Raw genomic sequence first — 20,960 nt, forward strand, 5'->3', positions numbered from 1 at the left:
TAGTAAATGAAAAACTTTTTAAACTATACCATTAAATATTTTTACAAATTAGAAAGTAAAATTGCCTTTTATCCGACAGTTTTAAGTCTCATAGGTACCATTTTTGCTTTTGTAATGATATATGCAGAAAGCTTAGGTGTTTCAGATTACTTAATAGAAGAAGCTCCCTTATTGGTTGTAAATGACACTGAAACTGCCAGAAATCTTCTTACAACTTTTGTAGCTGGTTTAATTTCAATCATGGTCTTCAGTTTTTCTATGGTTATGATCTTATTGAGTCAGGCATCAAGTAATTTTTCGCCACGTGTGTTGCCAGGCTTAATTTCTAACAGAAGACATCAAGTAATACTTGGGATTTACAATTCCTCTTTACTCTATTGTATTTTTACTTTAGTAAGTATTGAGCCAGATGGCGATAAATACCAACTGCCAGGCTTTAGTGTTCTGCTTGCCATTTTTTTTATGACCTTTTGTTTAGGTGCGTTTATCTATTTTATTCATTCTATTTCACAAGAAATACAGATAAACAATATTATGAGCAGAATTTTTTCTGTAGCAAAAAAACGACTCAAAGAGCTGGTTAATAACCAAACGGATGAAAAAAACAAGTTTCCGTCTACGGACAATTGGACAACATTGAATTCAAAAAAATCGGGTTACTTTCAAGATATTTCACTTTCGGCTATGGCTAATCTTGCAGATGAAGTAGAAATGCAATTAGAGGTGGTGCCAGTAAAAGGCACTTATGTTTTTAAGAACACTCCTGTGCTAAAAATGAGCAAAGAGGTTGATGAAGATACTATAGAAAAAGTATTTTCTTCTTTTCATTATTCTAAAAGTGAACGTATAGAAGATAATTACCTGTTGGCTTTTAAGCAGCTGACTGAAATTGCTGTAAAAGCCATGTCTCCTGGTATTAACGATCCTGGTACTGCCATAAATGCTATTGATTATTTAACGGAACTGTTTTTGTTACGGTTGCAAAAACAAGATCAGAGTATATATAGGGATAAAAAAAACAATCCTGTAATTTTAATAAATACTGTTAGTTTTAAGCAATTGCTTTTTAATGTAATGACAGCATTAAGAACGTATTGTAAGCATGATATAATTATTGTGCAAAAGCTCATGCAAATGTTGGCTTCGATGTTAGATAATAATGAAAAAGCCAGTGAGGATTACGTAAAAACCATACGTCAGGAAATAGAAAATCTATATGAAGATGCTAAAAACAGTATTCAGAATACAGCGGATTTAAAACTTCTAAAAACGACCTATAATACGATATTAGGATAACTATTTTAAGTTAAAACTGTAAATGTTTCCACCTTCATAGTCGTTGCGTTCGTCGGTTAAAATGACAATAGTATCATTGACAAAACAAACCCCTTCTTTTTGTGTGTTATGTTGAAATGGAAGTTTATTAATAGCTCCAGAAAAGAAATCATCACCTTCAAAGCCAGATAATGCCCATAGTTTGTCATGATTTAATAGTAGAACTTTTTCATCATTAAAACTTATATCTGCTGAAGTTATTTTATTATGTTTTCCTTTTAAATTATAATCAGATATTACAATAGCTTCATGTCTTCCTGTTTTATTTGGAACTTTTAAAACAATAAATTTTTTAGTCTCTTTACTGAATATGTAGAAATAATTATTGAATAGAAAAAAGGCTTCAAAATCTTTTGATTTTACATCTTTAGGTAATATGAATTCAATAATTTCTGCATGTGCTCTAGATGCATTTAAATCCTCTTTTTTAACTTTTAGAATTCTAAATAATTTTCGCTTTTTATTGTTGTTTCCAAAATCACCTATGTAAATATTCCCTGCACTATCAGAGGTTAAATCTTCCCAATCCGTATTTTCAGCATTTAGAATCGTAATATCCATAATGATTTTACCTTTTCTGCTTAAGCCATACAAATGGTTATCGTTACCTGCATCTTCTATAACCCAAATAAGGTCAGAATTTATAAGAGATTCTGCTGCCGAAACTTCATCTAAACTATTATTGATGGAGCCTTCAATAGTTAACAAGTCAGAGTGCTGACAAGAGCTAACAATAAGTAATAGAAATATTAGTCTTTTGACCATTATCATTGTAATTTTATGACTTCAATATATAGCATTGAATACATACAAAGATATTATAATTATTGGTGGAGGAGCAGCAGGATTCTTTGCGGCAATCAACATTGCAGAGCAACATCCAGAGAAATCAGTTGCTATTTTAGAACGTGGTAAAGAAGGTCTTCAAAAAGTAAAAATTTCAGGTGGTGGACGTTGTAATGTGACACATGCTGAATTTATCCCTTCGGATTTGGTTAGCAATTATCCTAGAGGTGAAAAAGAACTGCTAGGGCCATTTCACACCTTTATGACTGGAGATACTATAGCCTGGTTTGAAGAGCGTGGCGTAGAACTGAAGATTGAAGATGATGGTAGGATGTTCCCTGTTTCTAATTCGTCACAAACCATTATCGATTGCTTTTTACACCAAGCCAAAAAACATAATGTTGAAGTGTTGTATAATCATTCTGTAAAATCTATTTATGCAAGAGAAAATGATTTTTTACTAGATACTTCCCAAGGTGTCTTTGAGTGTGATAAACTTATCATTGCCACAGGAAGCAATCCTAAAATATGGAAGTTACTGGAAGATTTAGGTCATACCATAGTACAGCCTGTACCATCGCTGTTCACTTTTGATATAAAGGATGAACGTATAATGGATATTCCAGGCGTTGTTGCAAAAGATGTTGAGGTAAAGGTTCTGGAAACAGATTTGATTTCAGAAGGACCATTGTTGATCACACATGTTGGTATGAGTGCGCCAGCCATTTTAAAACTATCAGCATTTGGTGCTATTGAACTGGCAAAACTCAATTATGATTTTAAAATTGAAGTCAACTTTATTAGACAAGATTATGAATGGTGTTTGAGTGTACTTAAAGATTCAAAACAAGAATATGCAAAAAAATTAGTAGTCAATACCACACATTTTGAATTACCAAAACGTCTTTGGAAACAATTGGTTTTAGCTTCAAACATAAATGAAACCGAACGCTGGGCGGATATTAATAAATCACAATTAGAGGCCTTGACGTTGCAATTAACAGCAGCTCAATTTCATGTTACTGGCAAAAGCACCTTTAAAGAAGAATTCGTCACGGCTGGTGGTGTAGATCTTAAAGAAATCAACTTTAAAACCTTTGAAAGCAAACGAGTTCCAAATCTCTATTTAGCTGGTGAAGTGATTAATGTAGATGCCGTTACAGGTGGTTTCAACTTTCAGAATGCTTGGACAGGAGCTTATATTGTGTCACAATCCATCGCTAAATCATGAAAACATACATTGCACTCTTAAGAGGTATTAATGTTGGTGGTCATAAAAAAGTACCAATGGCTGAACTGAGAGCGGTATTGGCCGAATCTGGTCTGGAAAATGTAAAAACTTATATCCAAACAGGGAATATTATTTTTCAATCTTCAAGTAAGAGCACTAAAACGTTAGAAGAAAAAATAAAGCAATCAATTTTAGAGCATTTTGGTTTTGATGTTTCCGTGTTGGTGAGAACCAGAGCACAGTTAAGCAAAATTTTTAATGATTGTCCTTTTCCAGAAGAGAAAAAAGAAAACAGCTATTTTGCAATACTATCTAATGTTCCAAAGGAAGACTTGGTCAAAGAGGCATACAAGAAAACCTATGAAAATGAAGAGTACGAAATTCTTAACGATGCCCTGTATTTCTACTGTGCCAATGGTTATGGCAATGCAAAATTCAATCTTAATTTTTTTGAACGTAAATTAATGGTGAGTGCTACTGCTAGAAATTATAAAACGATGGTAAAACTCTTATCTTTGTCACAGAATTAACCGAAATGACAGAACAAGATTTTATCCTCAAATCATATAATAGCCATATCAAAAGTGGCACTGTAAAATGGTCTTCACCAAGCAATATTGCCTTGGTAAAATATTGGGGAAAAAAGGACAATCAGATTCCAGAAAACCCTTCTATAAGCTTTACACTTTCAAATTGTAAAACCATCACAGAAGTCACTTATACTAAAAAGGAAGGTGATGATTTTAGTTTTGATGTCTATTTTGAAGGTGAAAAAAACGAAGCCTTCAAACCAAAGATTCAAACATTTTTTGAGCGTATTGAATCCTATATACCTTTTTTAAGAGATTATCATTTTAAAATTGAAACCTCTAATACATTTCCACACAGTTCTGGTATTGCGTCTTCAGCTTCAGGTATGAGCGCTTTGGCCTTATGCTTAATGAGTATTGAAGAAAAATTAAAGAACGATGTCATTCAGAGCTGTCATCCTGAGCCTGTCGAAGGAGATAGCGAAGAATCTCAAAATTACTTCAACAAAAAAGCATCCTTTTTAGCAAGACTAGGTTCTGGTAGCGCATGCCGAAGTATTGAAGGTGAACTCGTAGTTTGGGGAGAAAATGAAAGTACCGAAAGTTCAGACTTATTCGGAATTAAGTTTAATGGCGAAGTCCATTCGAACTTTAAAAACTATCAGGATACAATTCTTTTAGTAGATAAAGGTGAAAAACAGGTGAGTAGTACCGTTGGACACAAATTAATGTTTGGTCATCCCTTTGCAAAGGAACGTTTTGCCCAAGCTCATAAAAATCTTGCTAACTTAAAAGAAGTTTTTGCTTCAGGTGATTTAAAGGCTTTTGTAAAAATTGTTGAAAGTGAGGCCTTAACGCTTCATGCGATGATGATGACAAGCATACCGTATTTTATATTAATGAAGCCAAATACGCTCGAAATCATCAATAAAATCTGGAAATTCAGAGAAGAAACTAATTCTAATATTTGCTTTACTTTAGATGCAGGAGCTAATGTTCATGTGCTTTATCCTTCAGAAGAAAAGGAAACCGTACTCGATTTTATAAAGAAAGAATTGGCTGCATATTGTCAAAATGAACATTATATTTGCGACCATACTGGCTTGGGAGCAAACCAAATAGAAGATTAATACGTATATTTGTTAAAGGAAATTGCTAATACCAATATGAAAGGACCACTTTTTTATTCAAAAATCTTACTCTTTGGAGAGTATGGTATCATTAAAGACTCTAAAGGTCTGTCTATTCCTTACAATTTTTATAACGGAGCATTAAAAGTCGATGAGAATCCCTCTGAAGAGGCGATTAAATCTAATGAAAGCTTAAAACGATTCGTTGAATATTTAAAGGGATTGGACAAAGACTTGGTTGACTTTGATTTTGAAACATTACAAGAAGATGTCAACGCTGGCATGTACTTCGATTCTTCTATTCCACAAGGTTATGGAGTAGGGAGTAGTGGTGCTTTAGTGGCTGCGATTTACGACAAATATGCTTCGGATAAGATTACGGTTTTAGAGAATCTTACGCGTGAAAAGCTTTTAAAGTTGAAAGCTATATTTGCTGATATGGAATCGTTCTTTCATGGTAAATCATCTGGTTTAGACCCATTGAATAGCTATTTAAGCCTTCCTATTTTAATAAATTCAAAAGACAATATTGAAGCAACTGGTATTCCGTCTCAAAAAGCAGAAGGCAAAGGAGCCGTATTTTTATTAGATAGTGGCTCTGTTGGTGAAACAGCACCTATGGTCAGCATTTTTATGGAAAACATGAAGAATGAAGGCTTTAGAAGTATGCTTAAGGATCAATTTATAAAACATACGGATGCTTGTGTGGATGATTTTCTCAAAGGTGATATAAAATCACTTTTTAAAAACACAAAGCAACTGTCTAAAGTAGTATTGAACAACTTCAAGCCAATGATACCAAAACAATTTCATGAGCTTTGGAAAAAAGGTATTGAAACTAATGATTACTACCTTAAACTTTGCGGTTCTGGTGGTGGAGGCTACATCTTAGGCTTTACAGAGAATATCGATAGGGCAAGAGAAGCTTTAAAAGGACAGAAATTAGAGGTGGTTTACAACTTTTAATTCAAAAAATATTACATTTAAACCTCATAGGTTCTTGAAACTTATGAGGTTTTTTTAATTTAGACCTATGCTATCAAGACGGCAGAAACACATTCTACTTAAATTTTTCAGCCTGTTTTCTGTAGTTAGAGGGTATAACATCCTAGTGGTAGTTATTGCCCAATATTTAGCGTCCATTTATATTTTTGCACCAGATAAAACCATTAAATCGGTACTTTTTGATGTTAACTTATTAATGTTGGTGTTGGCATCTTCAGCAACAATTGCTGCCGGTTATATTATCAATAGTTTCTACGATTCAGAAAAAGACCTGATTAACAAGCCAACAAAAACGATGTTAGATCGTCTGGTAAGCCAAAACACAAAACTGTCATTCTATTTTGTATTGAATTTTCTTGCGATTGTTTTTGCAAGCTATGTATCGTTTAGGGCAGTCATCTTTTTTTCTATTTACATTTTTGCGATTTGGTTGTATTCCCATAGATTAAAGAAACAGCCTATTGTTGGTAATCTCGTTTCGGCTATACTAACGGTAACACCGTTCTTTGCGATTTTTATTTACTACCAAAATTTTGAATTGGTCATCTTTGCCCATGCCATTTTTCTTTTTCTTTTGGTTTCCATGCGCGAACTCACCAAAGATCTTGAGAACATAAAAGGGGATTTAGCTTTAGATTATAAAACCGTGCCTGTGGTGCATGGAGAAAAAGTGTCTAAATTCATGCTAACCATAATGTCTGTATTAACTATAGTTTCTGCTGTTATCTTAATTATGTTCTTTAAAGTTGGGCATATGTACTACTTTTTCTATCTCAGTATTGGGTTGCTAATACTATTCTTGTTTGTACTCTGGAAATCAAACAAAAAAACGCATTATCTTATACTGCATAACATACTTAAGTTTATAATAGTTCTGGGTGTGTTTTCCATTTTATTAATCGATGTATCTGTTGTTTTAAACCGAATATAAATGAATACGACTTTAAAAATCGCGATGGCACAAATCGCACCAGTATGGTTAGACAAAAGTGCGACTTTGCAAAAAATTGAAGATGCTATAAAAGATGCAGCAGAAGAACAATGCGAGCTCATTGTCTTTGGAGAAGCCTTGTTGCCAGGCTATCCGTTTTGGTTGGCGTTAACAGGTGGAGCAGAATGGAACACAAAAGTGAATAAAGAACTACACGCGCATTATGTAAATAATTCCATTTGCATAGAGAAAGGCGAACTTGATTCGGTATGTCAATTGGCAAAAAAACACAAAATGGCTATTTATCTAGGCATTATGGAGCGACCAACAGATAGAGGTGGTCATAGTATCTATGCATCTTTGGTTTATATCAACGCAAAAGGAGACATAAAATCGGTACATAGAAAACTACAGCCTACATACGATGAACGCTTAACCTGGTCTCCAGGTGATGGCAATGGTTTGCAAGTTCATCCGCTCAAGGCATTTACGGTTGGTGGACTCAATTGCTGGGAAAACTGGATGCCATTACCAAGAACGGCTTTATACGGTCAAGGCGAAAATTTACATATTGCAGTTTGGCCTGGCAGTGATCATAACACTAAAGATATTACGCGTTTTATAGCAAGGGAGTCGCGCTCTTATGTGGTTTCGGTTTCGAGTTTAATGTCTAAATCAGATTTTCCTGATGAAACTCCGCACCTTGATGCCATTCTCAAAAACGCACCTGATACTTTAGCCAATGGTGGCAGCTGTATCGCTGGACCTGATGGAGAGTGGATTGTTGAACCAGTCTTGAATAAAGAAGGCTTAATTATTCAAACCATAGATTTTAATCGTGTGTTAGAAGAACGTCAAAACTTCGATCCAGTAGGGCATTATTCAAGACCAGACGTCACAAAACTCATCGTCAATAGAGAGCGACAAACTACTGTGGAAATTAAGTAGTTAATGAGAACTATTGTTATACCTTTGCAAAAAATTAAACCATGAGCAAAAATCAAAATAGCAGAGGAAAAGGACAAGCTTCAGGAAAGGGAAATGCTAAAGGTAAATCCAAAGGTTTTACCAAAGGAAATGCTCCTTTTAAAAAGAAGTCCCAACCAAAAAAGAAATCTTCATCTAATCCTGATGAAATAAGGTTAAACAAATACATTTCAAATTCGGGTATATGTTCGCGTCGCGAGGCTGATGAGAATATCGCCATTGGCTTGGTAACCGTCAACGGAAAAGTGGTGACCGAAATGGGTTACAAAGTAAAACTCGAAGATGATGTAAGATTTGACGGTCAGCGTATCAACCCAGAGCCTAAAGTCTATTTGTTATTGAACAAACCTAAAGGCTTTGCTACTACAACGGCAGAAAGCAAAGGTAGAACGGTTATGGATTTGGTAGCCAATGCTACCAACGCAAACATAAAACCGATAGGACGACTAGGAAGAAACTCTTTAGGCTTATTGTTATTTACCAACGATGATAAAGTGGTGCAAAAGTTCACGAACTCAAAGCATGGTGTAGCACGATTATTTCAAGTTGAATTAAATAAAAACCTAAAGTTTGAAGATCTTAAAAAGATACAGGAAGGCTTTAAGGTAGATGGCAAATTAATCACTGTAGAAGAGGTAAGTTATATTGAAGGTGAGTCTAAAAATAAGATCGGCATAAAAATTAAAAATACCGGAAACACCATACTGCGCACCATTTTTGATACACTTAACTACGATATTGTAAAGATAGATTGTGTTGCCATAGGTCACTTAACCAAGAAAGATATTCCAAGAGGCCACTGGAAACATCTTACAGAACAGGAGATTAGCACTCTAAAAATGCTATAAATCCGTCATAAGTAGCACTAATTTTAATTAAAACTATGCATTTCGTCGAATAAACCATACTATTTGTCGAGTGTATCTTTAAATTTTCTATGTTAGTCCTCCCAAATTAAATAACCTGCTTATGAAACATGTAAGACGCTTACTTGTGCTTTTACTATTTGTAAACTGTACAACAGACTCACCTAACGCTGAAGAAGTATTAGAGGTTTCTGCCACAAATCAAGTTGTGCAAAACTGTGTAAATGATGCTCCTAAAGTTAGACTCACCAACAACGGTACGCATAGTTTTGAGTTCATAGTTTATGCTGAAGATTATAGCTTATTGCATTCTGGCAATGTATCTGCGACTGCTAATAGTGGTTGGGTAGAATTATCTCAGAATGATGTTTTAGCTGTAGCTACCAATGACATTGTTTATGGGCAGAAAATCCCTTTAAACCTTCAGTTGTGCGATAACTTAGAACTGGAAATCGATATTAACAATACATTGATGATCTCTGGAGAATAAATACATTTAACTTTTAGGAATATCAGTTGCTTACCTTAACGGTATAGGTGGCTATTAAATCATCTTCTAGATAAAAATGGACATCATAGAACCCAATGTTATTAAATTGGTGTTCAAATGATAATGATGTATCATTAATTGAAATTGATGTAGGGTCGATTTTCCAAGTGTCAAATCCATTATCCAGTACGAGTTGTATATGTTCTGTTTTTGCTGAACCTTTCAACTCGTACTGAAAAGCTACTTTACCATGCTTTTTAATATCGTGATGCATTTGCATTGGTGCATTGTGTAGGGCAAGATTCTCATAGGCTTGTCCGTAGATAACAGGTGCGCTCAAAAAGGTATCGAATGTAGGAATATTATCCTCTAAAAGCCACCACCTTTCATCCACAGGAAAATGGTTCACAGCAAATAACTCAGGTTCTGTTAAAAAGAATCCATCATTATATTGAAAGGTAAAACGGTTGGTTGCCTTATCTGGAATACCACTCGCCCAAGTAGGATCACAGAGATACCACTTACCATCTAGTTTTACGGCATTCCAAGAATGATTGGGAAGATTTAAATTTTCAATATCCGTTGTACTGACGCGTCCATAGCCTTGTACAATTTCACATTCTATGTTGGCCAACTCAGCTAATTCCTTTACCAAATAGGCATAACCAGTACAAATGGTACGTTGGTTTTTTAGAAGCTTTTTAAATATGGTTTTTCTAAAGTCGTTGTTCCAAGCCACAAACTTTAAGCTATCGTCCTTAAACCGTTGGCGCTTGCGCTTATTTTTAAGGTATAGACTATAGTCATTGGCAATATTGGCACAAACCCAGCGATAAATGGCTCTAAGCCGTTCTACATCAGTATTGAGGTGGGCTGTAAGCTTATAAGAAAGTTCAGGTAGATTTGTTAATTCTTCTTTGTTATACGATAAGGCAATACTATCCGCTGTTTTAAAATCTATATGCTCAAAATCTGAGATTTGCGAATAGGATTGACCTACTACAAATAAGAAAAATATATAGGGAAATGTTTTCAATAGAAACAGAACAATTAGTTTTTGCGTTTAGACTTGTATGGTTTGTTGGAATCTAAAGCACCAATCATTTCTATCATATCTTCGGTTAGGACCAGTTTAATAAAAGTGGTGTCCTCCTTAATTTCAAATTTTTGAGTTTCGTAACCCAAATAGCTTATAAGCAAAACATCTCCTGTTTTAAGCTTTACAGGAAAAGTAAATTCACCATTTTCGTTGGTCGTAGTACCATGTCTTGTGCCTTGTTGTGTAACATTAACATCTTTTAGTGGTCCTTTTTCGTTACTGATTACACCCTTTACAGTGCGTTCGGTTGAAGTAGTTTCTGTATTAGCTCTAGTTTGTCCATAAGAAGGGTTAAATGCAAACAGGGCTAACATTGTCACTAAAAAACCAAAGGTTTTAAGTGTTTGTTTTTGAGTAAATACTTGTGTTCTCATAATGTATGTGTTTTGTTTACATCTAAACTATAAGCTTTGGTTAAAGATATAAAATAGACTTGAGTTATCTATTGGCTTGGGTGAGTAAAGAGGTGGTTTTGTTTAGGGAAGTTTTTTTGCTTAAACAGCAAAAAGGGCTTAATGTTCTAAAAAAATGGCAGGTAACGGTCTCGGCTATGAGTAGTTGCGTGGGTTAGCACTTAACTTTGCAAGTACACACCAAACTGAAAATCCGCGAGGATTTTCAGAAGTAGGCGAGAACAAGCAATTACTTATAGCCATTGTTGTGGTGTCGTTTTTATTTTAATTTCTTTCCTTTTTTGTCAATTTCGAACCATTCATCACTTTCAACTCTTCTATGTTCGTCTAAATCTAAAAATTCTTTTGCATTAAAAGTCACTTCGGCTTTTCCGTTTTCAAACCATTTTGCGTAATCATATTTACAAGGAATAACTATTTGTCCAAATTTGTTGGCGTATCCCATTTTACCATTTCGAAGAACTCTAGTCAGTCCATCATTGAAAGGTTCTGGCCCATTGTCAAACATTACAATGTCAAACAAAATATTTTGATTCCTGTCGATAGCAATCTGTCGTCCATAAGTACTGTCATTCGGATGTTCAATAACGTTCGCATAAAATTCCAATGTGTCAGTTCCGTAAAATGCGTATTTCCCAAATGGAATTATTGTATCGTTATTTTCATTTACATATGCAACTCTTACTCCATATTCTAAATATTCTTCGTCTGTTACTGCTTCCAGTTTATCAGTCGAAACTGTGTCAGGTATTGCTTGGTCAAAATATTTGTAGTCAGTAGTTTCTTTTTCAATGTATTTTTTACACGAAAAGGCTATTGAAAGGGTAAAAATTAATATTGTTATTTGTCTTATTTTCATTTTTCTCAAATGCACCACAACGGCCTTGGCTATGGTTTCGTTGCGGAATGGTTCGGCAGAACTATTCCGCCGTAAACCAAAGTTAGCAAATACGCAGGAATTTCCGAGAGGAAATTCCGCCGCAATGAACTATAGCCGTTGTTGTGTGTAGGTTTTTTTATCATTTAATAATTCAGTTATTTTTTCCGCTTTTCCATAATCTGCATCGTTCAGCCATATTTTGAAATTCCGATTTTCAGTTTTCAGAATTAAGTTTGCTTTGGTTTTGAATTTCCCACCATTTCCGCTTCCAGTTAAAAAGTCCACGATTATGCTTAAAGTTGAAATCAGCCAATTTGTTCGTTCCGCATTCAGTTCCGCACTTTTTATTTCAGCGTATGAGTAAGTTCCGTTATTTTTCGGTTCCGCATTGTCGACGATATCAAACTCGTCCGTATTCAGAATAAATTTCAATTCCGGTTTGTTTCTCAATTCAACTGTTTCTTTCATTCAGCGTTCTGATTTTTAACTTACACACAACGTGTTTGTATATGGTTTGTTGCGTGGTTTAAGCACCTAATTTAGCAAATAAAAATCGAATAGAAAATCCGCGAGGATTTTCGTAAGTAGGCTAGAACTAGCAATAAATTATATACGGTGTTGCCCACAGTACTTTTTAAGTAATGTTATTCCAATCAATCTTGGTATTCCACTTTTATTTTCTTCATCAAACCATTCTTTCAGTTCCAGCAGTTCAAATCCGTTTTCATTTGCAACTTCTAAATATTCAGATATGTGATGAACATAAGTTTCTAATTCCTGTGTTCCGTTTTCCGTCTCAAATTTGGCTTTACTTCCTGAATATTGTTTAAATGGATGAAGCTCGCTAATGAAAAAAAGTCCTCCATTTTTTAATTTTTTATTCGCTTGGTTGAATACAAAGTTCAGATTTTCAATATGTTCAAGTACTAAACTACAAGTAATTAAATCCGCATAATTATTTTCAATATTCCATTCAGCAGTTAAGTCCGCTTTTCGAAATTCAACTCGCTCATCTTTGATTTTGTTTTTTGCTTTATTCAACATTTCTTGGGCAAAGTCCAATCCTATAATTTCATCCGCTTTCTTTAGTAAAAAGATTGTGTTTTTTCCAGTTCCGCAACCTAATTCGATAACTGATGAAAATTCAAATTTATTTAAAGTTTCGATTGTAGATTTTGTATCTAAATCTCTCGTTTTATTTGAATTCGTATCATATTGGTCAGCCCAAATATTATATGCTTTATCTATGTTCATTTATTTCACGATTTTTTTTTCGTATTGTGGGCAACGTGTTTGGCTATGATACGTTGCGGAAAAATCCGCAGGATTCTTTCCGCCGTAGCCGAAAGATAGTAAATTGCAATGAAATTCCGATAGGAATTTCAGCCGCAATGGATTATAGCCGTTGTTGTGTACTGTGCTTTTTATTCATTGTTATGGTTTTCCACATCATAGTGATTCCAGTTAATAATATTATCAAACCACCAATTAGAAAAGCCATTCCATATCCTTTAGCGAAAAATCCGCAAAAGTAATTCAAGTATCTGTTTATAATTCCAGATGAGTAAATTCCAGTTGCAGAAATTCCGAATGTCAGAATTAGAACTACTATTGAGTTTATGATTCCGAATTTATATTTCCAATTTACCAGTCCAACTGCTAAAATTCCGATTATTAAACTAGCTAAAGTCCAATAAGCTTGGTCAGCGAAAAATTGTCCAATTCGCACGTCAGTCAGACTTTTAAATTTTTCCCAATCGTCATTCATTAAAGCGTCGAAAAGTTTTCCATTATATGCGACATATAAGCGTTTCAATCCGCTAATGATAAAAATCAAAGCAAAACACTCTAATAAAATCAGCTTTAGGTTAAATTTCTTTATCATTTTCGGCATTGTACACAACGGTTTAGTATTATGATTTCGTTGCGGAAAATCGGTTAGATTTTTCGTAGAAGAAATCAGATTTTAAATTTAGTATTTTTTTGTCAAAAATGTTCATTAGCCGCAATGAATTATATACATTGTTAACTAATTTAGCGACACATTCTGCCAAGCAATGGATTTTTGTATAATCAGAGATTTGTCTGCCGTAGTTTACCATTTTTCTTTCAACTTTTTTCTGTTTTGATTTTTACGTTTCACAAAATAAAATCAAAAAATTTCTCGATGTAATTTCAATTTTTCTTTTTAAAATATTTTCTTACTGCCGATTTTTCAATTCATTACTCAAATCCGAAATGTTGCTAAAAATCTGTTCGATTCAATTCTAAATCCGATAGAGTAGAAGTCAGTCTGAAATTTGTCTGACGAGTTACAAATTTTAAATTTTTCCCAAAACCAATCCGTTTCAATAATCAAATCTGTGCGATTCAATTTTCAATCTGAAATGTTACTTTAAAATACAATTTATCTGTTTTAAATATTTCTGTCATTGGATTTGCAATTTTTCTGTCGAGCTATTTTAGTTAACTGGTTATATCCAAACAAATATATGGATTTATCGGGTTATTTGTCGGGATATGAGAACATTTGGGTTTGTTTTATCCCGATGATTTAGTTTTTCTAAAGCTACATCTAAAGGGTTCATAATATCCATGAGGTCTTTTCGTCTTACATGAGTGTAAATCATTGTCGTTTCTGGTTTACTATGTCCCAAAAGAGATTGAATATATCTGATATCTACACCATTCTCTAATAAATGCGTAGCATAACTATGTCTTAACGTATGTGGAGTAACAACTTTTTTTATTTGCGCTTTTTTTGAATTTCTTCTAATAAATTGTCTAACACTTTCATGACTATATTTTTTCCCATTCGATCCCTCAAAGAGATATTGCTTAGGCTTGTAATTCATATAATAGGTCTTTAATACAGGCAAAATAGTATTGGCCAAACTTACAACTCTGTCTTTACGACCTTTACTGTTCTTAACATATAATTGTTTTCTGTCTGTATCAATATCAGATAATTTTAAGTTTAGTAATTCACTGATTCTTAAGCCACAAGAATATAAGAGTGTAGTTATGGTTTTGTGTTTTAAGTTTTTAGTATGCCTTATTAAATCTAACACTTCCTCTTGCGATAATACATTAGGCAATTTTTTGTCCTTATTAGGTCTCAACAACTCTAAACTATTAATGTGTGTAGCGGGCTCAAAAACTATAAACAATTTCAGAGCACTAATAAACTGTCGCTGAGTACTAATACTGTAATTCCGCTGTATAAACACGGTCTCTATAAATAATTCAACATCTCTATTGGTTAATTGGTCAACAGCTTTATTGTTATGAAATTCAATAAAATCTGCTACAAAAAACGTATAGGTATCTATGGTGCTTTTACTGTAACGTTTCCCTCTTAAATATTTGTAAAAATTATTAAGTAGTAGCTTTTGTTCTTCTGATAATTGGCGTTGTCGTTTTTGTTTCTTTTTGTCGAGTACCACAGCTTGTTTACTTAGTCCTTTACTATCTATAATTGCGTCTTTTTTAAAACAATTATGTATAAGTTCAATGTTTTTATCAGAATACGGTAAATACCAAATTCTATGGGTTTTACTCCAGCGCGCCAAAGGTATATCCCTTATAATGTTCAATAAATCTTCATTATATCTAAATCTAAGACCAATATGACTCTGACCTTTGTGAACTAGGTTCACTAGCTGAATTTTAGGTGAGGTGTGCTTCATGTTGTTAAATTAATAAAATTCAGTGTATATCAACCATCTACACTGAATTTTATGAATTAAAAACATTTTCTCAAATAAATCACAAAAAAGTTTTGCATATTAAAAAATAAACTACATTTGCCGCGAAAATCGGTTTCAATACATAACACAGAAACCGGTTTTTAGCTGAACACATTGAAAACTGTTTTTATGTTCGGGCTTTTGGACCTTAGGAAGTCATTTTCAAAAGCTGCTTATAGGATAAGTAACCGAATTTTAGAGCTAACTTCCGCTACTACCATCGCTGCAAGCCAGCATGTCTATGGTTTTGTGCCAACTACACAAAGTCAAATTCAAGTTTGATATAAGCTAAACTCATATTGATTACGCTTATCACATTATTATTTCACTTGAATTTTTAAACCACAGAATGAATACAAAATACATTGATCTTATTGATCAATCTTTCGATTTTCCTCAGCCTGAATTTGAGCTGCAGGACAAAACATTGCAATTTCACGGTATAGACCTTATGGAATTGGTTGAGCAATATGGTGCACCTTTAAAGTTTACCTATTTGCCACAAATATCAAACAACATTCAGCGTGCCAAGACCTGGTTTAGCGATGCTTTTAAAAAACACGACTATAAAGGCAAGTATAACTATTGCTACTGCACCAAAAGCTCACATTTTAAGCATGTGTTGGAAGAGGCATTGCGTAACGACATTCATATAGAAACCTCGTCAGCTTTTGATCTTGATATTGTAAAAAGCCTAAAAAAAGCGGGTAAAATCACCAATGATACTTACGTGTTAAGTAATGGCTTTAAACGTGAGCAATACATCCTTAACGTTGCCGAACTGATCAATAGCGGACATAAAAATTGTATTCCGATTATAGATAATTACGAAGAGCTCGATTTATTGTCGCAAGAAATAAACAAAAAGTTTAATGTAGGTATCAGAATTGCTTCAGAGGAAGAACCAAAGTTTGAGTTTTATACATCTCGACTTGGAATCGGTTATAAGAACATTGTACCGTTTTATAAGAACCAGATTCAGGATAATAAGCAGGTTGAGCTTAAAATGCTTCACTTTTTTATCAATACAGGTATTAGAGATAATGCCTACTATTGGAACGAATTGGCCAAGTGTTTAAAGGTATACACCTCATTAAAGAAAATCTGCCCAACTTTAGATAGTCTTAATATTGGTGGAGGCTTCCCAATTAAAAACTCATTGGCTTTTGATTTTGACTATGCCTATATGGTGGATGAAATTGTCAATCAGATAAAAACGGTATGTGATGAAGAGGGAGTGGATACACCAAACATTTTTACGGAATTCGGCAGTTTTACCGTTGGTGAAAGTGGTGGTGCCATCTATGAAGTATTGTATCAAAAACAACAGAATGACAGAGAGAAGTGGAATATGATTAACTCTTCGTTTATCACCACTTTGCCAGACACGTGGGCCATCAATAAACGTTTTATTATGTTACCAATAAACCGTTGGAATGACAGCTATGAACGTGTTTTGCTTGGCGGATTAACTTGCGATAGTGACGATTACTACAACAGCGAGCAGCATGTTAACGCCATTTATCTACCTAAATATAGTAAGGATAAACCATTATATATAGGATTCTTTAATACAGGAGCGTACCAAGAAACCATTGGTGGTTTTGGTGGCTTGCAACACTGTTTAATTCCTTCACCAAAGCATATTTTAATTCAACGCAATGGTAACGGAGATTTAACAACGGAAATTTTTGCAGAACAACAAAAAAGCGAAGATTTACTGAATATTTTAGGATACGGTTCTACGGAGAAAGTAGAAGCACAAACAAAATTTGAAAAGATTAATTACAATTAATAAGATTCCTGCTTCCACAGGAAGAGAAATATGAAACATCTCAAAGTGATTTTCAAATGCGAAGAATTACCACGAAGATGTTCTATGTGACCTTAACAAAAAATAAAAATGACACACATAAAAACAAAAACTTACGCTGGTATATCAGCAGAATATGGAAAATTAGACCAATCGAAGATTGTGTTAATTCCAGTACCATACGATGGTACAAGTACTTGGCAAAAAGGTGCCGACAAAGGACCAGATGCGTTTTTAGCAGCATCAGAAAACATGGAGCTTTACGATATCGAAACCGATTCTGAAGTGTATCAACAAGGTGTCTTTTTAGCTGAAGCGGTTACAGAAAATACTTCACCAGAGGCTATGGTAGAAGCGGTACACCAAACCACAAAAAAATATATTAAAAAGAACAAATTTGTGACGATTTTTGGTGGTGAACATTCCATTTCCATTGGTACCATCAGAGCCTTTAACGAAATGTTTGAAGATTTAACTGTACTTCATATCGATGCGCATGCCGATTTACGTGAAAGCTATGAAGGTTCTAAGTGCAACCACGCTTGTGCGGTTTATGAAGCGAGCCAGACCACTAACCTTATTCAGGTTGGAATTCGGTCAATGGACGTTATTGAAAAAACCGTAATGAATGAAGAACAAACCTATTTTGCCCACGAAATGGCAGAAGATGACAATTGGGTAGATTCCGCCATTGACCAAATGACGGACAACGTATTCATCACCTTCGATTTGGATGCTTTAGACCCATCCATTATGCCAAGTACTGGTACACCAGAACCTGGTGGTTTGTTGTGGTATGAGACTTTGGACTTCTTAAAGCAAGTGTTTGAAGAAAAGAACGTTGTTGGCTTTGATATTGTTGAACTTTGTCCTAATGAAAATGATAAGTCTTCAGATTTCTTGGCAGCGAAGCTTTATTACAAAATGTTAAGTTATAAGTTTCAAGATCAAGATATTGATGAAGATTTTGAAAGTAATTTCAACGAAGGAGTAACAGGAGTAAATAAAAATTCTAAATACAATGTTGAAGATGACTACTAAAGGACAGATATCACAGTTTATAGAAAAGTACTATCTGCATTTTAACGCAGCAGCTTTGGTCGATGCCGCAAAAGGCTACGAAGACCAATTGAACAATGGTGCAAAAATGTTAGTGTCTTTGGCAGGTGCGATGAGTACTGCGGAATTGGGAAAGATATTTGCAGAAATGATTCGTCAGGATAAAGTGCATATTATCTCTTGTACAGGAGCCAATTTAGAAGAAGATATCATGAATTTAGTGGCGCACTCTCATTATAAACGTGTACCTAATTATCGCGATTTAACTCCGCAAGATGAAAGGGATTTATTGGAGAAAGGTCTTAACCGAGTAACGGATACTTGCATTCCTGAAGAAGAAGCGTTTAGACGCATACAAGAGCATATTGTAAAAATCTGGAAAGACGCCGAAGCCAAAGGTGAGCGTTATCTCCCACATGAATATATGTACAAATTATTGTTGTCTGGAGTTTTAGAAGAGCACTACGAAATAGATTTAAAAGATTCATGGATGTATGCTGCTGCCGAGAAAAATTTACCGATAGTTTGCCCAGGTTGGGAAGACAGCACCATGGGTAACATTTTTGCTAGCTATGTGCTTAAAGGCGAATTGAAAGCAAGTACCATGAAATCTGGTATTGAGTATATGACCTTTTTAGCCGATTGGTATACTGATAATTCCAATGAAGGCATTGGTTTCTTTCAAATAGGAGGTGGTATTGCAGGTGATTTTCCTATCTGTGTAGTGCCTATGTTGTATCAAGATATGGAACGTACAGATACGCCATTTTGGAGCTATTTTTGCCAAATCAGTGATAGCACAACGAGTTACGGATCGTACTCTGGCGCAGTACCAAACGAAAAGATTACTTGGGGAAAGTTAGATATTGATACACCAAAATTTATTATAGAAAGTGATGCAACTATTGTTGCGCCATTAATTTTTGCGTATCTTTTGGGTATGTAAACCTACAATAAAATGAATAAAAAAGACCAACACTTAAAACGTGTCATAGTTGATTTTAAAAAACTGACACCAGAAATTTTAGCACTTTTAGTAGAAAAGTATCCTTATGGTTATGATGATGGTCATGTGGTGAAATTTAAAAACCTTAAAAATGAGCTCATTGAAGCCGTTGAGGTAACCACAGAAGACACTAAGTATCTTGTAAAAATAAGCTCGAAACTAGAAGTGACTATGGAGAACTATGACGAAGAAGATTATGAGGATTTTGAAGATGACGATCCAGACGCAGTGCAAGACCCAGATATGGTGCCGAGTGACGATACGGATGATTTTGATTGATAAAAAATTATAAATCTTAAAAAGGATTTTATGAAAACAGCATTTCACATGTCCTTACCATGTTTAAATGTAAATGAGACCAAAGACTTTTACATCAAAAACATTGGTGCTTCCTTAGGAAGAAAGGCAGAACATTGGTTAGATATAGATCTCTTTGGCCATCAATTAACATTTATTCAGGCTGAGAAATTTAATTTTAATAGCCCAAATTATGTGCTTGAAGGTAAAATTCTACCATCATTCCACTTTGGTGTGATAGTAGATATTGACACTTGGGGAGAACTTTATGCAAAACTTAGCAAAAGTGATTTAGAAGTTGTGACTCAGACCACTTTTTTAAAAGATAAAACAGGAGAACACCTGTCCTTTTTTATCAATGACCCAAATGATTATATGATAGAGTTTAAGAGTTTTAAAGAACTTAAAGACATGTTTAAGACTTAATGTTTACCGTTGTTGCTTATCAAGTAGCAAACACTATCAACATAAAAGCTAGTAAACAGCAATTGCAGTGGCAGTTGCTGTTTCAAGATAGTGACGAACTCTTTTTTTCGAGTTCTAAAGACAAGTTTATTTATCTGTTTCACTATGGAATGGTCAGCTTCTTTAACTTATCCTCAGATGAGCGCGATGCTGCCTTAAAGATGATTCAACCTTATTGTGAAAATCATTTTGGCGAGAGCATTTCAGAAGAAGTACGGATTGAAATTAAACCCAACACTTTACAAGTAAATTTTGAGAGTATTGTACTTCCAAATTTAAATAGTGAAATGATTCGGTTGGTGATGCTTAACGCGTCACAGTCTGTGGCCCTAGATCGGTTTTCAAAAATAACCGAAGACCTACTGATTGAAACCAATGAGCACACTAAATACCTCGAGAATAAAGGGAAGTTGGATATCTCGGGAAATAAACTAAAGCGATTTATAGGTAAGGTTTTAAATATAAAAAACAAGATTTCTGAGAATCTCTACATTTTTGATTCTCCAGAAATTACATGGGAAGACGAACAATTAAATAAACTCAACCTAGAGCTAAAGAAGACCTTCGATCTAAAGGACCGATATCACCTTATCCATGATAGGATAGAAATTATTAAAGAGAATTTAGAACTCTTTAAGGATATTATGGATCATAAGGAAAGTAGTCGATTAGAATGGATAATAATCATTTTAATCTTAGTTGAAGTCGTAGATATGTTTATTCTAAAACTGTTTTAGGCAAATAAAAAATACTTCAAAACTAACCACGGTAATTATAACCCTAAGGTTGTAATCTAAAAGCACTTTTGGGCTTGAGGTGGCAAATTCCCAAAAAACGAAAAGTTAAAATCTTCTAATATAATTTTATATGGAAGATAACCCATTTTAA

General features: G+C 34.2%; 23 protein-coding genes. 15 read left to right on the forward strand and 8 right to left on the reverse strand.

Features of this window, described 5'->3' with window-relative positions; genetic code table 11:
• The first annotated feature begins 6 nt into the window (after positions 1-6).
• On the forward strand, positions 7-1,296 hold the full coding sequence (locus F1003_RS05605) for a DUF2254 domain-containing protein (protein WP_155088230.1): 1,290 nt from the start codon (positions 7-9) through the stop codon (positions 1,294-1,296).
• On the opposite strand, the gene F1003_RS05610 is transcribed toward F1003_RS05605, so the two are convergent.
• Entirely contained in the window at positions 1,297-2,100 is an 804-nt protein-coding gene (locus F1003_RS05610; RefSeq protein ID WP_235898277.1) for a hypothetical protein, read from the reverse strand.
• Positions 2,101-2,134: 34 nt separating this feature from the next.
• On the opposite strand from F1003_RS05610, the gene F1003_RS05615 reads away from it, so the two are divergent.
• From F1003_RS05615 to F1003_RS05650, 8 genes are all read left to right on the forward strand, one after another.
• The gene (locus tag F1003_RS05615) at positions 2,135-3,352 is read left to right on the forward strand and encodes a BaiN/RdsA family NAD(P)/FAD-dependent oxidoreductase (protein ID WP_155088232.1); all 1,218 of its coding nucleotides are present in this window, start codon (positions 2,135-2,137) and stop codon (positions 3,350-3,352) included.
• On the forward strand, positions 3,349-3,882 hold the full coding sequence (locus tag F1003_RS05620; protein ID WP_155088233.1) for a DUF1697 domain-containing protein: 534 nt from the start codon (positions 3,349-3,351) through the stop codon (positions 3,880-3,882). The genes F1003_RS05615 and F1003_RS05620 overlap by 4 nt, the downstream gene beginning before the upstream one ends.
• A gap of 5 nt (positions 3,883-3,887) precedes the next feature.
• The gene (locus F1003_RS05625) at positions 3,888-5,012 is read left to right on the forward strand and encodes a diphosphomevalonate decarboxylase (RefSeq protein WP_155088234.1); all 1,125 of its coding nucleotides are present in this window, start codon (positions 3,888-3,890) and stop codon (positions 5,010-5,012) included.
• A gap of 36 nt (positions 5,013-5,048) precedes the next feature.
• Positions 5,049-5,978, forward strand: a complete 930-nt coding sequence (locus tag F1003_RS05630; protein WP_155088235.1) for a mevalonate kinase family protein — start codon at positions 5,049-5,051, stop codon at positions 5,976-5,978.
• 67 nt (positions 5,979-6,045) lie between these two features.
• Positions 6,046-6,948: a geranylgeranylglycerol-phosphate geranylgeranyltransferase gene (locus F1003_RS05635; RefSeq protein WP_155088236.1), complete on the forward strand. Its 903-nt coding sequence runs from the start codon at positions 6,046-6,048 to the stop codon at positions 6,946-6,948.
• Positions 6,949-7,896, forward strand: coding sequence for a carbon-nitrogen hydrolase family protein (locus tag F1003_RS05640; protein ID WP_155088237.1), 948 nt, complete (start codon positions 6,949-6,951; stop codon positions 7,894-7,896). It begins immediately after the preceding gene.
• Between the two features lie 41 nt (positions 7,897-7,937).
• Positions 7,938-8,783 (forward strand): pseudouridine synthase, encoded by an 846-nt coding sequence (locus F1003_RS05645; protein ID WP_155088238.1) that lies wholly within the window; start codon positions 7,938-7,940, stop codon positions 8,781-8,783.
• Positions 8,784-8,904: 121 nt separating this feature from the next.
• Positions 8,905-9,291 carry a hypothetical protein gene (locus F1003_RS05650; protein ID WP_155088239.1) on the forward strand — a complete coding sequence of 129 codons (387 nt, stop codon included), beginning with the start codon at positions 8,905-8,907 and terminating at the stop codon, positions 9,289-9,291.
• A 22-nt stretch (positions 9,292-9,313) separates the two neighbouring features.
• Here the strand turns inward: F1003_RS05650 and F1003_RS05655 are convergent, their stop codons facing one another.
• The 7 genes from F1003_RS05655 to xerA all read right to left on the reverse strand — a co-directional run bounded on the left by F1003_RS05655 (position 9,314) and on the right by xerA (position 15,342).
• Positions 9,314-10,327, reverse strand: a complete 1,014-nt coding sequence (locus F1003_RS05655; protein ID WP_155088240.1) for a transglutaminase domain-containing protein — start codon at positions 10,325-10,327, stop codon at positions 9,314-9,316.
• 14 nt (positions 10,328-10,341) lie between these two features.
• Entirely contained in the window at positions 10,342-10,764 is a 423-nt protein-coding gene (locus F1003_RS05660) for a carboxypeptidase-like regulatory domain-containing protein (protein ID WP_155088241.1), read from the reverse strand.
• 298 nt (positions 10,765-11,062) lie between these two features.
• Positions 11,063-11,662 carry a WG repeat-containing protein gene (locus tag F1003_RS05665; protein ID WP_155088242.1) on the reverse strand — a complete coding sequence of 200 codons (600 nt, stop codon included), beginning with the start codon at positions 11,660-11,662 and terminating at the stop codon, positions 11,063-11,065.
• Between the two features lie 129 nt (positions 11,663-11,791).
• Positions 11,792-12,151: a hypothetical protein gene (locus tag F1003_RS16805; RefSeq protein ID WP_202913879.1), complete on the reverse strand. Its 360-nt coding sequence runs from the start codon at positions 12,149-12,151 to the stop codon at positions 11,792-11,794.
• A 138-nt stretch (positions 12,152-12,289) separates the two neighbouring features.
• Positions 12,290-12,937: a class I SAM-dependent DNA methyltransferase gene (locus tag F1003_RS05675; RefSeq protein WP_155088243.1), complete on the reverse strand. Its 648-nt coding sequence runs from the start codon at positions 12,935-12,937 to the stop codon at positions 12,290-12,292.
• Positions 12,938-13,079: 142 nt separating this feature from the next.
• Positions 13,080-13,568, reverse strand: coding sequence for a hypothetical protein (locus F1003_RS05680; RefSeq protein ID WP_155088244.1), 489 nt, complete (start codon positions 13,566-13,568; stop codon positions 13,080-13,082).
• Between the two features lie 613 nt (positions 13,569-14,181).
• The gene (gene xerA / locus F1003_RS05685) at positions 14,182-15,342 is read right to left on the reverse strand and encodes a site-specific tyrosine recombinase/integron integrase (protein ID WP_368732354.1); all 1,161 of its coding nucleotides are present in this window, start codon (positions 15,340-15,342) and stop codon (positions 14,182-14,184) included.
• 439 nt (positions 15,343-15,781) lie between these two features.
• Between xerA and F1003_RS05690 the strand changes: the two genes are divergently transcribed.
• From F1003_RS05690 to F1003_RS05715, 6 genes are all read left to right on the forward strand, one after another.
• On the forward strand, positions 15,782-17,227 hold the full coding sequence (locus tag F1003_RS05690; RefSeq protein WP_155088246.1) for an arginine decarboxylase: 1,446 nt from the start codon (positions 15,782-15,784) through the stop codon (positions 17,225-17,227).
• A 108-nt stretch (positions 17,228-17,335) separates the two neighbouring features.
• Positions 17,336-18,286: an agmatinase gene (speB, locus tag F1003_RS05695; protein ID WP_155088247.1), complete on the forward strand. Its 951-nt coding sequence runs from the start codon at positions 17,336-17,338 to the stop codon at positions 18,284-18,286.
• Positions 18,276-19,250 carry a deoxyhypusine synthase family protein gene (locus F1003_RS05700; protein WP_155088248.1) on the forward strand — a complete coding sequence of 325 codons (975 nt, stop codon included), beginning with the start codon at positions 18,276-18,278 and terminating at the stop codon, positions 19,248-19,250. Before speB ends, F1003_RS05700 begins: the two co-directional genes overlap by 11 nt.
• A 12-nt stretch (positions 19,251-19,262) precedes the next feature.
• Positions 19,263-19,589 carry a hypothetical protein gene (locus F1003_RS05705; protein WP_155088249.1) on the forward strand — a complete coding sequence of 109 codons (327 nt, stop codon included), beginning with the start codon at positions 19,263-19,265 and terminating at the stop codon, positions 19,587-19,589.
• A 30-nt stretch (positions 19,590-19,619) separates the two neighbouring features.
• Entirely contained in the window at positions 19,620-20,033 is a 414-nt protein-coding gene (locus F1003_RS05710) for a VOC family protein (RefSeq protein ID WP_155088250.1), read from the forward strand.
• Positions 20,033-20,809 (forward strand): RMD1 family protein, encoded by a 777-nt coding sequence (locus tag F1003_RS05715; RefSeq protein WP_155088251.1) that lies wholly within the window; start codon positions 20,033-20,035, stop codon positions 20,807-20,809. Before F1003_RS05710 ends, F1003_RS05715 begins: the two co-directional genes overlap by 1 nt.
• Positions 20,810-20,960 lie beyond the last annotated feature (151 nt).

This window comes from Winogradskyella ouciana (genome assembly GCF_009709615.1).
Taxonomy (GTDB): Bacteria; Bacteroidota; Bacteroidia; order Flavobacteriales; family Flavobacteriaceae; genus Winogradskyella; species Winogradskyella ouciana.